The organism is Neisseria sp. WLZKY-1, from assembly GCF_046546535.1.
GTDB lineage: Bacteria > Pseudomonadota > Gammaproteobacteria > Burkholderiales > Neisseriaceae > Neisseria.
On the sequence record NZ_JBKGTW010000004.1, the window covers coordinates 83,424 to 98,622 of the forward strand.

Genomic DNA, 15,199 nt, shown 5'->3' on the forward strand with positions numbered 1-15,199 from the left:
AAGAATAAGCGAAAGGCCGTCTGAAACGATTTTCAGACGGCCTTTTTGCATCTTATGGCAGGCGGTTTACAGACCCAGTTTTTCTTTCACATGGCGCACATAGCCGTGGTCGTTGCGGCGGATGTGCATGAAGAGCCAGGTTTCCAGAATGTCGAGCAGCTCCTGGCTGACGTCGTCGCCGTTGTCGAAGCGGCCTTTGTACATTTGCACTTTGTCGACGAAGTTTTGATGCACGCGGTGGTGTGCGTCTACCAGCGGATATTCGGCCATTTTCAGCAGGTCTTCTTCGTCGGAGAAGTGTTGGACGGTGTAGCCCAAGAGGTTGTCGAGGGCTTTGCCGACGCCGTTGCGGTCGTTGGCGGTGTGTGCATCGTGCATTTCGTTGATGTACTGCACCAAGATTTTGTGCTGTTCGTCAACCTGCTCAATGCCCGTGTCCAAATCGGAAGTCCAATGCAAAAAGGGTTCAGACATTTTTATTTTCCCGTAAGTGTGTTAATGAAAGCGGTATTATAGGGTGTTTTGTGTAAAGAAAAGATAACTTCGGCATAATATGAAAACAATTACCGCCAAATTTGATTTTTATCAAACGCTTATTCTGACTCGTTCTCAATCATCCGATTGCGCAGCCAGCGGGCGGCGGGGGCGATTTCGCCTGCGGTCAGGCCGCTTTCGCCGATGCCCGATGCTTTGAGCACTTCCGCCGCCGCGCCGTGCAGCCACACGCCCGCGCAGGCCGCTTCGAATGCGCTGACATTTTGTGCCAGCAGGCTGCCGATGACGCCGGAGAGGACGTCGCCGCTGCCTGCCGTGGCCAAGCCCGCGTTGCCGCTGTCGTTTTCGTAAAACGCGCCGTCTGCGCCGCACACCAGCGTGCGGTGTCCTTTTAAGACGGCCGTGGCGGCGAAACGCCGCGCCAGTTCGCGTACGGCCGTTTTTCTGTCGGCTTGGATTTCGGCGGTGGTGCAGCCGAGCAGCCGCGCGGCTTCGGCGGGGTGGGGCGTAATCAGCAATCGGGGGTAACGCGCGGCCGCGTCGGCCAAATCCCTGTGTTGCGCCAAGAGGTTGAGGGCGTCGGCATCGAGTAGCAGCGGGGTGTCGGAGGCCGTCTGAAACAGCCCGGCCAGCAGTTTACGCGCGGCTTCGTTTGTGCCCAAGCCGCAGCCTGCGGCGCGTGCGGACAGGTCGTGCCGCAGCGCCAGGCCGTCGGCGGTGTCGAGCATGATTTCGGGAAAGGCGGCGATAAAGGGCACGGGCAGGGCGGGCTGGTTGAAGCCCGCCCACACTTTGCCGCAGCCTGCGAGCAGGGCGGCGGAGGCGGCCAGCACCACGGCACCGCTCATGCCCGCCGCGCCGCCGAACACGGCCAGCGTGCCGAACGTGCCTTTGTGGCTATCGGCGGGACGCGGGGCAGACAGGGCGGGAAAGCGCCGCGCGGCGGCGGCGAGGGGGAAGTTTTCGGGCAGGCGGTACGCGGCGTGCATGGCGTGTCTCCTTATACATATGGTTTTCAGACGGCCTGTATTGTAAACGACAGCCCGTCCGAACGTTTGCACGGCGCGGCTTTCAGACGGCCTTTGCGCGGGCTTGAAGGCCGTCTGAACGCCGTGTTTGCCCCTTCTGCATGAATTATTTTAATATCGCGCCTTCGCAACCGCCGACGTGAAAGGCCGTTTTATGGAATCCATCATCGAACTGCGCCACCTCAAAACCCTGCTCGCGCTGGAAGAAACCGGCAGCGTGTCGCTGGCGGCGCAGCGCGTTTTCCTGACGCAGTCTGCCCTGTCGCACCAAATCCGCACGCTGGAAAACTATTACGAAACGCCGCTGTTCGAGCGCAAGTCCAACCCGCTGCGCTTCACGCCTGCGGGGGCGCGGCTGCTGAAACTGGCGCGCGAGCTGATGCCTAAGGTGGCCGCCGCCGAGCGCGATATGGCGCAGATTATCGAGGGCGAGGCGGGCGAGTTGCGGCTGGCGGTGGAATGCCACACCTGTTTCGACTGGCTGATGCCGGCGATGGGCGAGTTCCGCCCGCTGTGGCCGCAGGTGGAATTGGACATTGTGTCGGGTTTCCAGGCTGATCCCGTCGGCCTGCTGCTCAACCACCGCGCCGATTTGGCCATTGTGTCCGAAGCCGTGCCGCAGGCGGGCATCGCCTACCGGCCGCTGTTTGCCTACGGCATGGTCGGCATCTGCGCCCCCGACCATCCGCTGGCGGCGAAAGACGTTTGGCAGGCGGAAGATTTCGCGTCCGAAACGCTGATTACCTATCCCGTGCCCGACGATATGCTGGATTTGCTGCGCAAAGTGCTGCTGCCGCGCGACATCAACCCGCCGCGCCGCCACAGCGAGCTGACCATCGCCATCGTCCAGCTCGTCGCCAGCAGGCGCGGCATCGCCGCCCTGCCGTATTGGACGGTGATGCCCTATCTGGAAAAGGGCTACGTCGTTTCCCGCCAAATCACCGACGGCGGCCTGCAAAGCGAACTGTATGCCGCCATGCGCGGCGAAGACGAAGGCAGCAGCTATCTGGCCGACTTCTGCCAAATCGTGCGCGACCAGGGCTTTGCCACCCTGCCCGGCCTGAGCGTGCTCGACAAATAGGCCGTCTGAAAATGCTCGAACTCAAACACATCGTCAAACGCTACGGCGGCAAAACCGTCGCCGACGGTGTTTCCCTCACCGTCGGCAAAGGCCGCCTGCTCGCCGTCCTCGGCCGCTCCGGCTGCGGCAAATCCACCCTGCTCAACATCGCCGCCGGTCTCGCCGTCCCCGACGGCGGCGAAGTGTGGATAAACGGCGAAAACGTCACCGAAAGGCCGTCTGAAAAACGCCGCGTCTCGCTGATGTTCCAAGACTACGCCCTGTTCCCCCACCTCAACCTGCGGCAGAACGCCGCCTTCGGCCTGCGCATGCGCGGCGTCGCGAAAAAGCAGGCCGAAGCGGCGGCCGACGACATGCTGGCACGCGTCGGCCTCGCGGGCGAAGGCAGCCGCAAACCGCACACCCTCTCCGGCGGCGAACAGCAGCGCGTCGCCCTGGCCCGCGCCCTCGCCGCCGAACCAAAAGTGCTGCTCTTGGACGAACCCTTTTCCAGCCTCGACACTGGCCTGCGCCGCAGCCTGCGCGATCTGACGCTGGAACACATCCGCCGCCTCGCCATCCCCGCCGTCCTCGTCACCCACGACCCCGAAGAAGCCTTCCTGATGGCCGACGAAACCGCGCTGATGGCCGACGGTCGCATTATTCAACAGGGTGTTTCGTCCGAACTGGCCGCGCGCCCCGCCAACGCCGCCGCCGCCCGCCTCTTGGGCTGCCGCAACGTGACCGAACGTTTTTACCTGCCGCCCTCCGCCCTGTCGGCCGATGCAAACGGCACGCCCTGCGCCGTGCGGGCCGTGTACCGCCTGCCCGGGCAGACCCGCGCCGAAATCGTCCACCCGCAATACGGCATACTGGAAATGCCCGTGGCCGACGGCTTTGCCGCCGCCGAAATCCGCGTGCGTGCCGATACGGCGAAAATCGTTTTTTTCGACGAAGCCGACAAGGTTTCAGACGGCCTTTCAGACGGCCTCCAAACATACAAAGAGGCCGTCTGAAAACAGAGTTTGAACAAAGTAAAACCCGCTTTCAGACGGCCTCGAACAAAACAACCGCCCCGCCGCATCTTATTTTTTACCCGTCTCGCCGCCGCCCGCGGCAGATTTCGGAATCCTGCCATGCGCCGCCTTACCTCCACCCTCCTGCTCGCCCTGATCCCCGTCGGCTTCCTCGTACTCACCGTTGCCGCGCCGCTGTGGGCGCTGGCCGCTTACGGCGGGGATTTGGCCTGGGCGGAGGTGCTGGGCGACGACTACATCCGCCGCCGCATCGCCTGGACGGCGGCGCAGGCGGGCATCACCTGCGTGCTCACCGTGCTCTTGGGCGTGCCCGTGGCATGGACGCTGGCGCGGCTGGATTTTCGCGGCCGATCGTGGGTGCTGCGGCTGCTGATGCTGCCCTTCGTGATGCCGACGCTGGTGGCGGGCATCGGCGTGCTCTCGCTCTTCGGCGCGCGCGGCCTGCTGTGGCCGGGCTGGCAGGACACGCCCTATCTTTTGGTTTACGGCAACGTGTTTTTCAATCTGCCCGTGCTGGTGCGCGCGGCCTATCAGGGCTTGCGCGCCGTGCCTGCGGCGCGGCTGGCGGCGGCACGCACCTTGGGCGCGGACGCGTGGCGGCGCTTTTGGCGGGTGGAATGTCCCGTGCTGCTGCCGTGGCTGGCGGGCGGCGCGTGCCTGGTTTTCCTCTACTGCTTTTCCGGTTTCGGCCTCGCCCTGCTGCTCGGCGGCACGGACTACGCCACGGCGGAAGTGGAAATCTACCGGCTGGTGACCGTGGAACTCGACATCGCGCAGGCGGGCGTTCTGGTGTGGCTGGTGCTGGGCGTTACCGCGCTGGCGGGCGCGGCCTATGCTTATTTCGGCCGAGCTTCGGCAGCGGGACGGCAGGTCGCGCCGCAGCCTTTGGCCGCCGTGGACAGCACCGCCCGCCGCGCCATGCTGTTTTTTTCGCTGGCCGTGCTGGCGTTTTTCTGCGTGCTGCCGCTGGCAGCGGTGGCCGCGCAGGCCGCGCGCTCGGGGGAGTCGTGGCAGGTGCTGTGGGCGGAGGACACGCGGCTGGCGGCCTGGAACACGCTGCGCTTTACGGCGGCGGCCACGGCGGCGGCGCTGCTTTTGGGCGCGAGCCATGCGGCGTTGGCGCGGCGGCTGCCGTGGATACGCGGCATCACCTTTCTGCCGTTTATGGTGTCACCCGTGTGCGTGGCCTTCGGCATGCTGCTGCTTTATCCCGAATGGACGGCGTCGCTGCCGCTGCTGATTACCGCCTATGCGCTCTTGGCCTATCCCTTTGTCACCAAAGACCTGCTGGCGGCTTGGGACGCGCTGCCGCCGCAATACGCCGCCGCCGCCCGCAGCATGGGCGCAAGCCGTTTTCAGACGGCCTTTTTCGTTACCGTGCCGCTGCTGCTGCCCGCCCTGCGCCGCGGTCTGACGCTGGCCGCCGCCACCTGCATCGGCGAGTTTGCCGCCACGCTGTTTCTGTCGCGCCCCGAATGGCTGACGCTGACGACATTGGTCTACCAATACCTCGGCGCGGCGGGCGCCGACAACCACGACCGCGCCGCCGTGCTCACCGCCGCGCTGATGCTGCTGGCCTCGCTGGTGTTCGTGCTGCTGGACGCGGCGGAAAAACGGGAAACGGCACGGTAACGAAAAAGGCCGTCTGAAACCTTGAGTGGAATTTTCCGGGCTATCTGGGACAAGTCCTTACTTTTTATACGCACGCATAAATTGTTAAAGTTTCAACACACAGCCGCCCGAAGGCGGCTGGCTGGGTGGGGTCATCGCGGCGCAGCCCAAACCGCGTTTCAACACACAGCCGCCCGAAGGCGGCTGGGACGGCCTCTATAATCCCTACCGCCGACAAACGGCAGTTTCAACACACAGCCGCCCGAAGGCGGCTGGTTCAGCGGCACGTCCTTGGGCATCCGCCGCAAGCTCGTTTCAACACACAGCCGCCCGAAGGCGGCTGGCCTCATGTGCGCCGAAGGGGGCAACGCCGATTACGTTTCAACACACAGCCGCCCGAAGGCGGCTGGGTAACCTAGCTCTTCAAGTTGAGATTCAATTTCTGTTTCAACACACAGCCGCCCGAAGGCGGCTGGGTTTTGGGAAAATATTGGTTGATTTCTTTCTCGGGGTTTCAACACACAGCCGCCCGAAGGCGGCTGGCGCAGCGAGACGTTCAAAACCTTCACGGCCCGCCTGTTTCAACACACAGCCGCCCGAAGGCGGCTGGGCAGCGAGACGTTCAAAACCTTCACGGCCCGCCTGTTTCAACACACAGCCGCCCGAAGGCGGCTGGAGCCTCTCTTAAAAGCCTTGCTCCGTCAGGTTTCGCAGCCCCGATTTCGCTAAGCTCCCAAGAAAAGCGCGAACGCGAGTATAACACAGCCTTTTCCGTTACACCCGCATTCACAATATCCTGATTGTTAAAGAACAATCCCAGTTCGCCAACCTTGCAGCATTTTCATGAGAACCGTAGGTTGGCGATTCACACAATCAACGTATCCTTAAACACATCCACCGCCGGTTTTGCGCCGTGGTGTTCCACTTTGCGCCGCCATTTGCTGCCCAGATGGTAAAAGCGCAGGCTGTCGGTTTCGGGGTTGTAGGTTTTCAAAAGTTTATCTTTTAAAACAACCCACTGGTCGGGCGCGATGTCGCATTCGAATACCGAATACTGCACGCGCACGCCGTAGTCCAGACACAATTTCGCCACGCGCCGCAGCCTTGCCTGTCCTTCCGCGTCTTCCAGCGAAATATCGTAAGTAATCAGCATCAGCATTTTGTATTCCCATGTGCAGGCTGCTTTAGAGGTCGTCTGAAAACGTCCAGCCTGTTTTCAGACGACCTGCCAGGCCTATCTCATCAAAAACGGCGGATATTCTGCCAAATCCCCGCGCAAATGCCGCGCCAACAGCATCGCCTGAATATACGGCAGCAGCCCGATTTCCACTTCCTCACCCAAAAACGGATGCACGATTTTCTCCTGCTTTTTCGCCTGCAAAGCTTGGAACAACAGCTTACGCGCCTCCGCTTTCAGGCTAACCGCGCCGCTTGCTTCGGTAACAAAATCCTGCGGTTTGATTTGCCCGCGGTTAATCAGCGACAGCACCAACCTGTCTGCCCACCATGCGCGGAATTCTTCCAAAATATCTTGCGCCAAACTGTCGCGCCCCGGCCGGTCTGCGTGCAAAAAGCCCACCTGCGGATCCAGCCCCACACCTTGCAGCGCACCGCTGATGTCCTTGCCCAAGATGCTGTATACAAACGATAACAGCGCATTCACCCCGTCTCTGGGCGGACGGCGGTTGCGCCCGTCAAAAACAAAGCCGCTTTTTTCGCTCAAAAGCTGTCCGAATACGCCGAAATAACGCGCCGCCGCGTCGCCCTCAATGCCGCGCACCACGTCCAGCTCCGCCGCGCCCTTCAACTGCCGCAGCGAAATATTCAAAGAATCGACCGCACTTTGAATCGCCGCATTCTCGCCGTAATTGCGAATCTGCCGCTGAAGCACCCGCTTACTCGCTTGAATCTTCGCCGCAATGATATTGCTCGCAATCGGCACGGGATTTTGCTCCGACACCCGATACTGCGCCCGACGCAGCAGCACATTGCCGCTCTGCCGCCCCTGAAGCCGCGCCAAGAAACGTCCGTTTTCCGTAAAAAACGCCAAATTCACATTATTTTCACCGCAAAACCCCAGCAAAAACGGCGACACCAACACATTCCCAAAACAGAAAATATGCCCGATGGAATGCACCGGCAACTGCGCCACCTTCTTACGCTCCTGCTCCACCACCAGCGTCTCCCGATCCTTATGCAGATAGCTGCCTTGGGTGGTGATATAGAGCGTGTTTTGCAGTTTGCGCATGGGGAAACTCCTTGGATTTTGACCGCACTTTTTGGGGCGATTGGGCTACCTGAAAAACGGTAGGTCGGATTCTCGAATCCGACATTTTCAAAATTGCAGCAACAATTTCAAATCATATAAATATCAAACAGTTGTCGGATACAAGTATCCGACTACACAAACTAGTGTATGCATACCGTACACGGTTGGTGGGGATACAGGCTACGGTTTGGTATTTTTATTTATATGTATTCCACATATTAACAGGTTGCCCATTCGGGACCCATTGACTTACCTCAGTTTCACTTTCTAAATTTTCTAACTTTTTAGGAATAGTTAGTCGCTTATTTGATTTCTTATCAAAAACCTTCCCAATATATTTTTTATTTTTTAAATCAACTAAATATACCTTATCAAATGGACATCCTTTATCAATACAAAAATGATTTAGATGAAATCTAGTCGCTTCGGACAAAGAAACATCTGAATAACTTTCTGTATGTAGCAATAGAAATACCTCTTTAAAATTTTCATACCCTGCATGCAAATTAAATTTTTTCAATAAAACTCCTTCCCAAGCATCCCTCTTGATACTTGTTGTTTGATTCACGCTTGTATATGGCTTACCATTTAGAATAGCGTTAATTTTTTTTCTTTTGGCATTATTTGGTTTAGATGAATTATGTACATTTCTACTTTCAAGTAATTTACTGTTATCAATTGAACACACCTCAATTCCAATTCTTATCCCCTTCATTACAAAACCAAAATCTGGTTTATCTACTTGATCTGGAATCATACAAACATTTTTATCTACTTTTTTTGCTCGACGAAGTTGTCCATCTAATAAAAATTTAAGAGCTTTCAATTCTTTTATAGTGTGTGATTTTCTCGACATGTTTTCTTATCCAATAAAAATATAAAACACAATTTGTTATTCCCCAAACAACCCCGCCACATACCCCACACTCCTATCCCGTTTCCCCAGCAACTCCGGCTGGCAAATTTCCACCAGTGAGCAGGCTTTGCAGCGTTTACCGTAGTCGGGCGGCGGGGTTTGTCCGCTGTTTAGAAGTTCACGCACGGCGGCGATGGTGGAGAGTGTTTGGGCGCGCAGGTCGTCTGAAAACACGACGGGAACGCGGTGGCGGGTTTGCATATACCACAGCGCGCCCTCAGAGACGGTTTGCCCCGTCATTTCTTCCAAGCACAAGCCTTGGGCGCAAAGCTGGATTTCGTCCATTGGGTCGGGTTTGGGCTTGCCACGTTTGTATTCCACGGGTTTCAGACGACCTGTTTTCGTTTCCACTTCCACCAAATCCAACACGCCGCTGATGCCCAGTTTCTCTGCCGACACATGCACCGTCCGCTCAAAGCGCACGCCTTTGCGCGTTTCCGGCTCGCCCGAATCCACCCGCTCATGCAGCGCCTTGCCCTGCGCGGTCAAATAATTCTCCGCCCACGCCTGCTCGTTGTGAATCAACGCGCATTGACGCGGGCAGAAGGCGTAGTGTTGCAGGGCGGAAAGGGGAATCAGGCGCGAGTCCTGATTTTCCCCTTGGGTTTCGGTTAAAAGTGCGGTCATCTTTTTAAGTGTTTTTAAAGCAGTTCTTCCACACTCACGCCATTGAGGCCGTCTGAAACCACGCTGATTTTGTAATCGCCAAAACCGCTTGCGGGCGTACCTGATTCGCCGTTTACGCGTTCGACTTTTACGGCATCAAACAATTTATGTGCAGGCTGGCTGCCGAGTGCGCTATCATGTTTGAAAACAATCAGTTTGCGTGCCGCCATTTCGCCACGGGCGGCGGAGCGGTCGTGCTCAAACATCAGTTGCAGGGCTTGCCAGAGTTTGGCTAAATCGCCGTCTGAAAAACCGGTTTTAGCGGCAAGGTTGGCGGAGATAAAGCCGTGCACGCGGTAGAGCGCGTAAGGGACGATGTATTTGCGCCCCATAGTGCGTTCTTTTTCCAAGTCTTTTTCGTTGGTTACCGCCATGCGGGTGATGGAAACTTCCAGCGGTACAATCGGGTCGATGGATTGGGCGAACGCCAGTTGTACCGGGCCGCGCACTTGTCCGCTGTTGACTTCGGTGGTCATCACGGCGCCAAAGGTGCGGATATCAAAGAAGTTTTTACACATCCAAGCGGTGATGTCGCGGGCTTTGGCTTCGTCTTTGGGCAGTTTTTTGGCTTCAGATTCAATGCCAAGCGCTTCATAAGCGCGTTTGTTTTGTAGGTTTAACACGCTTTTTTCTTTGACGTAGATTTCGTAACCGGCTTCGTTTTCGCTGCTGATTTCGACAAAATTACGGATTTTGCGTTTCAGGCAGACATCGGTTACTAAACCTTTGCTGGATTCGGGATCAAGGCGCGGCATATTGCCCGCATCGGGATCGCCGTTGGGGTTGCCGTTGGTAACATCAAAAAAGTAAACAAATTCATAGCGGTTTTGAATGGCAGACATTTTCTGGCTCCTTAGTTTTCAATAGTTTCAGCGGTTTCTTTTTTAGCAAAATAGCTTTGTTTTTGATGGTAATAGCCGATGGCGAAGCGGCCTTGCTCGTCAATGCTCAAATGGCGCGGAAAGGTTTCGGGCAGTTTGGCAATGATTTCGCCCAAATCTTTATCCAAATTCACCGCCATGCCGGCTTTGTCTTTACGCAAGCGCGACAAATGGTGTTTTGCACCCGACAAAAGGCGCGGAAAAACCGAAAACGGCACGGCGGATGCAGAACCGTAATAGCGGTCGGCAATGCCGGCGTTTAATTCGCCCAACGCCTGATATTGAATGCGCTCCAACACGGCAAACAGCCGCCCTAAAAGATAGGCGCGATTCGGGCTTTCATTGTTCAAACTCATAGGAACTCCTTCTTCGATAAAACCTTTTCTAAAACGCCGCTCTAATACGGCTTTCATCATTGCCACGCGCAGACCGTTCACGTCGCCGTCGGCGCGGATTCGGGTAATCAGTTGCGACAGTAAACTCAAGGGATACGGCGTGCCGCAAATCACGGCGCGGGTCATTTCACCAGCTAATACGGGCGAGATGTTTTCACTTTTGCCCAATACGGCAGTTTGCAATAAGAGTCGCCAAATAGACGGTGGCGTTTTCCATGCGCAAGGCTCAAGGGCTAAATCTTGCCAATGCTGCGCCAAATTTTCCGCCAGCTGCCCAAAGGTGGTGTCCAGCCAAAACCGAACAGAAATCCGCGCGGCATTAGGGGCAAGCCCTAAGATATAAAAACGGGTATTGGGGGATAATTCAGGCGCAATTTCTTGTAGCGGGCGACCTTTGCTGATTTGTTCCAATACGTTGAAAATTTTGGCACTTTCTTGTTCGTCATCTGGCGGCGTGAATACGTGCGCGAAGAAGCCTTCGGCAGCCTGCGCCGTCGCATTATTATCCGCTTCCGCCCAAAAGACCGTGCTGGCATCGCCGATGGTCAGACAGTGATTATTTTCGCGGCGCAACAGATAGTTCAGCGCAGTGGTGTAGGCAAAGGCGGATTGTTCGGAAACGGGCGCATTTGCGCCTTGCTCTTTACCAAAAGAGGCAAAGGCTTCTTTGTTGAACGAGATAATCGACCCACCGGAGCTTTGCCCACCAAACACGCCTTTAATCGCCGGATGCAGCCGCGCAATCGGGGCAGTGTCGCCGCTAATAAGGCACAAGCCTTCGATCGCTTCATCGCTTTTCAGGCAGCCTGCCCACAAAGTTTGCGCGGCTTCGCGTTTATGGATAAGTGCGGTCGGTTTTTCAAGAGAAAATGCGATGTTGGCATCGAGCATTTCGGCAGGCAGATTTTCGGCAGCGAAATGTGCAGGCTGCCAGTTTTGCAGAAAACGGCACAAGGCTTGCAAGCCTTCATCTTCGCTATTTTGCAGTAAATCGAGATGGTATTGCTTGAAGGCGTCAAAGGTTTTTTCAGACGACGTAAACGGCTTTTCTTTGGCTTCGGCTTTGTTTTTATTGGCTTCTACGCCAAGCGCGTAGGCGGTTTTATCCCACAAAAAATTCGGCTTGATACCCGACGTGCGTTTTTCAGGGCGCGGCACGCTCATCAGCTTCGGTTGCGGCTTTTTATCGGCAGTCAGATTCGGTACAACGGTTTTCAGACGACCTTCTTTATCCAACACCAAAATCCAGCCGATTTTCTCCTCGCTAAAGCCATAAGGCGGCACTTTCGGGTTGCCCATTTCATCGGTTTCTGCTGCCAAACGGCGGTAATAGCGGGCAAGGGATGCAAGAATCATGCTTTCACCTCCTCGGCGTAAAACGGCGGCACATCAATCACGCCGTCTTTCATTTGCGCGCGGAAAAAATGCGGCGTGTTGCCGTGGTCAAAATCAATATCATGCAGCATCCAGCCCAAATCGCGGCTTGCCTCGCTTTCCGATAACGCCGACGACGGCAGCGGTTCGCCTTCGTCAATCAACGCAAAATCGGCAGGAAATTCACGCACGCCCAAACAAGGCTGCTGGAAACATTGCCCCTTTTTCGCACGGCGTTTGAACATCTCAATATGCTTGGTAACGGTCTCATCCGCCCCCGCTTTTGCCGTCAGCACCGCATGGGCTTCAATCACATAAGCCACGTCTTTAAGCACCGTCGCCGCGCGCTGCTGGCGATCGTCTTCAATCAGCGTATATAAATCGGCAACATTCTTGCGCTTCATCGCGCCGCTGACCTTACCCGCCGAAATCTTGCCACCCAACTCATTGCGCCGCACCGACTCAAACCGAATCGGCTTCAACACATAAATCCGGTCAATCACCCACCGAATCGCCGGCTTCCAATGCACCGCCGCCAAAATCCCGCGCGCCGCCGACGGCGTGATGACATCATAAGACACCCGCTCCACCTTCATCTCCGGACGGGTAAAACAGGCATAATCGCCCCAAATATGTAGGCGGATTTGATTTGCCATATAAACTCCTTAACACACAGCCGCCCGAAGGCGGTTGATTTTTACTGATAACCTATAAATTTTAGTTTCAACCCACGCACTTGATAAGTGCGATCCGTTTTAGACAGACTTTTTCTCAAACCTTAAAAAATCTGCCAATTTTTTTGATTCAGCAACTTCATCATGCGGAATCAGCACATAACGCCAATGCTTACCATTGTGCTGCAACGCATAATCCGTAGCATGTTTACACCATTCAAAAGCTGCATCAGCTTTTGCCAAAACTTCAGGATCTTTTAAATCTTTGCCTGCTTTGGTTTCAACAAGCCAGATAGAATCTTTGGTCTCTACAACAAAATCAGGGATATATTCTTTAGAATCCAAACCTGATTTCCAGTAGATCTGGAATTGTCCTTGAGCAGGTTTGAACCATTTTTGCGCGTCTCGTTCCAGAATCACAGCAAAACGGCGTTCAGTATCAGAGTCGAATTTTTGTAAGGGATACAGACATTTGGAAAAGCTGCCAAACAGCATTTGCTTAATACGGCTGACATCTTTTGGTGTTCGTCGCACAGAATGAATCGCTTCATCAGCTGAAACAGTATAGTTGCATGGTTTGAGCGTACTAAATCCTTGACTGACGCGGGCTTCATAACTTGCCGCTTTTTCCCAAAAATATGCCATCATTTGGGCATGGATTTCACGGGCAATCAGACGGCGTTCTTTATCCAACACGCTCAAAACTTCCTCTTCGGATAAATAAGTGCGTAGGTGCGTCACCATCTGCCCCGCCAAATCGTAAAGTAAGTCGGCTTGGGTGAAATAGTCGATATCGTCGAAATCCATCAGCGAAAAAACAATATAGTCTTCAGGGCGTTTTTCCTTCATACCCAATTCAGCAGACAGGCTACTTTGCTCGTTGGTGTGCAGGTTGTGAATAGTGATTTCACGTTCACTCGGTTGTAGATTCAGGCTGCTTAAATCGAGTTTGAACGGATGGAATCCTGTGCTGACTTCCCCGCTGGGTACAACTGTAATTCTAGGAATATCGATGGTTTGATTCACCATTGTTTCTGTGGTTTTAGCAACAATCTCGACTATATCCAGCTCATCCACTAATAATTCCCCTTGAGCCGGTTGTAATGCCGTCTGAACTTCTTGAACGATTTTTTCGCGGATTTCCACTGTCAATAATGCTTGGGAAGTTGGCGCTTCACTTGGACGGGAAGCATATTTTGCCGCAGCTTCCATTACCTTTCGGGCAATGCGTTTTTCGGTTTCAGTTTTAAAAACAGGCTGATAATCGACTGAAGAATTGGTTTCTGAAATACCTTGTTTTGTATTTTCAGACGACGTTTCCGCCAATCCCAATTTCGTTTCCACTCCGCTATACACCTGCACGCTGACTTTTTTATCGTCCGCACTTGGTGCATCCAAAATCACCTGTTTCAATTTCAGCACTGAATCACCTTTATTGGCTTCATCGATGATTTCCTGAAAGCGGTCGTGGGCGATAATGTTCAATCTATCCACCACTTCCACTCCCGTACGTTTTCCGTAAGGCAGACGCAAACCGCGTCCGATAGATTGCTCGATCAGTGTTCTAGCATTGGCAGCGCGCAGCGGTACGATGGTATAAAGATTGGTAACGTCCCAGCCCTCTTTGAGCATATTGACATGAATTACGATTTCCGTCGGCTCATCCACGCTCTCCACCGCTAAAAGTCGTTCAATCATTTCTTCTTCGTCTTTGCCTGATTTACTCGAATCCACCTGAATCACTTTGCCCTGATAACGCCCGTTATAAAAGTTGTCCGACTCCAGTAAAGACAATAATTGCGCCGCGTGCGTGGTATCACGGGCAATCACCAGCATAAAAGGCTTCACTACAGCAACATTATTTTCCCGAGCATAAGTTATAAGCTCGACCTTGGTGTTTTCATGCACACGCACGCCATCTTCCAACTTGATTTTCTCAATTTCTGCGGGCGTATAATTTTTCGCATCAAAATTGCGCTGCGTAACTACCGCAGGCATTTTGACAAAACCATCGTCCATTGCACGAGCCAGCGGATAATCTACAATCACGTTTTTGAACGGAATAGGAGCTTTGGTGGATTCCACAAATGGCGTGGCAGTTAACTCCAAGCCAAAAAGCGGATTTAATTCATTAATCGCCCGCATCCCCGCCTGCGCCCGATAGCGATGTGATTCATCCATCAGCAACACTAAATCAGGCAGATTCGCCAGATAATTGAAATAACTATCGCCCAGCACTTCACGCATTCGCTTGATTTTTGGTTCTTTGCCGCCGCGCACCTCGCTGTTGATTTTGGAAATGTTGAATACATTAACGGTAATCTCACCAAAAAGATTATCCATTCCCATACTCAAATTCTGCTGTTCATAGTTGTCTCCACTAATCAGCTTGGGTGGATTCACCGCAAATTCACTGATACCTTTAAACACATATTTCGGTGTATTCGGGGTAAAGTCGGCGATCAGCTTGTTATAAATCGTCAGGTTCGGTGCAAGTACAAAAAAATTATTGATACCGTGTGCCAAATGCAGATAGGCGATAAAAGCTCCCATTAGGCGGGTTTTCCCCACCCCCGTTGCCAAAGCAAAGCACAATGACGGAAATTCCCGCTCAAAATCCTGCAAGGTTGGGAATTCGGCTTTCAAGGTATTCAACACCGCCGTTACATCACGATCTTTCTGCGCCATTTCCGGTGCAGCATCCAACGCCTGCTTTAACTTCGCCAAACTTTCTGCTTGCGGTGCACGCAAAGACAAACGTCCGTTGATATAGTTTTGAGTTCTGATGCTCAT

13 protein-coding genes and 1 CRISPR repeat array are annotated in these 15,199 nt (G+C 54.4%); of the genes, 3 read left to right on the plus strand and 10 right to left on the minus strand.

The window, feature by feature from the left end; all coding sequences use genetic code 11:
• Window positions 1–66 precede the first annotated feature (66 nt).
• Window positions 67–474: a bacteriohemerythrin gene (locus tag ACLD9W_RS02490; protein WP_009425526.1), complete on the minus strand. Its 408-nt coding sequence runs from the start codon at window positions 472–474 to the stop codon at window positions 67–69.
• Between the two features lie 119 nt (window positions 475–593).
• Window positions 594–1,484, minus strand: coding sequence for an NAD(P)H-hydrate dehydratase (locus ACLD9W_RS02495; protein ID WP_410840540.1), 891 nt, complete (start codon window positions 1,482–1,484; stop codon window positions 594–596).
• A 193-nt stretch (window positions 1,485–1,677) separates the two neighbouring features.
• Between ACLD9W_RS02495 and ACLD9W_RS02500 the strand changes: the two genes are divergently transcribed.
• The 3 genes from ACLD9W_RS02500 to ACLD9W_RS02510 all read left to right on the plus strand — a co-directional run bounded on the left by ACLD9W_RS02500 (window position 1,678) and on the right by ACLD9W_RS02510 (window position 5,252).
• Entirely contained in the window at window positions 1,678–2,604 is a 927-nt protein-coding gene (locus tag ACLD9W_RS02500; protein WP_410840541.1) for a LysR family transcriptional regulator, read from the plus strand.
• Between the two features lie 11 nt (window positions 2,605–2,615).
• Entirely contained in the window at window positions 2,616–3,599 is a 984-nt protein-coding gene (locus ACLD9W_RS02505) for an ABC transporter ATP-binding protein (RefSeq protein WP_410840542.1), read from the plus strand.
• A 120-nt stretch (window positions 3,600–3,719) separates the two neighbouring features.
• Window positions 3,720–5,252 carry an ABC transporter permease gene (locus tag ACLD9W_RS02510; RefSeq protein WP_410840543.1) on the plus strand — a complete coding sequence of 511 codons (1,533 nt, stop codon included), beginning with the start codon at window positions 3,720–3,722 and terminating at the stop codon, window positions 5,250–5,252.
• 89 nt (window positions 5,253–5,341) lie between these two features.
• Window positions 5,342–5,907: direct repeats of the CRISPR family, unit length 32 nt; unit sequence GTTTCAACACACAGCCGCCCGAAGGCGGCTGG.
• 189 nt (window positions 5,908–6,096) lie between these two features.
• Here the strand turns inward: ACLD9W_RS02510 and cas2 are convergent.
• The 8 genes from cas2 to ACLD9W_RS02550 form a co-directional block, all read right to left on the minus strand.
• Complete coding sequence (gene cas2, locus ACLD9W_RS02515; RefSeq protein WP_003685729.1) at window positions 6,097–6,390, minus strand: CRISPR-associated endonuclease Cas2; 294 nt, start codon at window positions 6,388–6,390, stop codon at window positions 6,097–6,099.
• A 75-nt stretch (window positions 6,391–6,465) separates the two neighbouring features.
• The gene (gene cas1c / locus ACLD9W_RS02520) at window positions 6,466–7,479 is read right to left on the minus strand and encodes a type I-C CRISPR-associated endonuclease Cas1c (RefSeq protein ID WP_410840544.1); all 1,014 of its coding nucleotides are present in this window, start codon (window positions 7,477–7,479) and stop codon (window positions 6,466–6,468) included.
• A gap of 217 nt (window positions 7,480–7,696) precedes the next feature.
• Entirely contained in the window at window positions 7,697–8,356 is a 660-nt protein-coding gene (locus tag ACLD9W_RS02525) for a hypothetical protein (protein WP_410840545.1), read from the minus strand.
• A 36-nt stretch (window positions 8,357–8,392) separates the two neighbouring features.
• On the minus strand, window positions 8,393–9,043 hold the full coding sequence (cas4, locus tag ACLD9W_RS02530; protein WP_410840546.1) for a CRISPR-associated protein Cas4: 651 nt from the start codon (window positions 9,041–9,043) through the stop codon (window positions 8,393–8,395).
• Between the two features lie 14 nt (window positions 9,044–9,057).
• The gene (gene cas7c / locus ACLD9W_RS02535) at window positions 9,058–9,924 is read right to left on the minus strand and encodes a type I-C CRISPR-associated protein Cas7/Csd2 (protein ID WP_410840547.1); all 867 of its coding nucleotides are present in this window, start codon (window positions 9,922–9,924) and stop codon (window positions 9,058–9,060) included.
• A gap of 11 nt (window positions 9,925–9,935) precedes the next feature.
• Entirely contained in the window at window positions 9,936–11,714 is a 1,779-nt protein-coding gene (gene cas8c, locus ACLD9W_RS02540; RefSeq protein WP_410840548.1) for a type I-C CRISPR-associated protein Cas8c/Csd1, read from the minus strand.
• The gene (gene cas5c, locus ACLD9W_RS02545) at window positions 11,711–12,388 is read right to left on the minus strand and encodes a type I-C CRISPR-associated protein Cas5c (protein WP_410840549.1); all 678 of its coding nucleotides are present in this window, start codon (window positions 12,386–12,388) and stop codon (window positions 11,711–11,713) included. Before cas5c ends, cas8c begins: the two co-directional genes overlap by 4 nt.
• A gap of 99 nt (window positions 12,389–12,487) precedes the next feature.
• The gene (locus ACLD9W_RS02550) at window positions 12,488–15,199 is read right to left on the minus strand and encodes a DEAD/DEAH box helicase family protein (RefSeq protein WP_410840550.1); all 2,712 of its coding nucleotides are present in this window, start codon (window positions 15,197–15,199) and stop codon (window positions 12,488–12,490) included.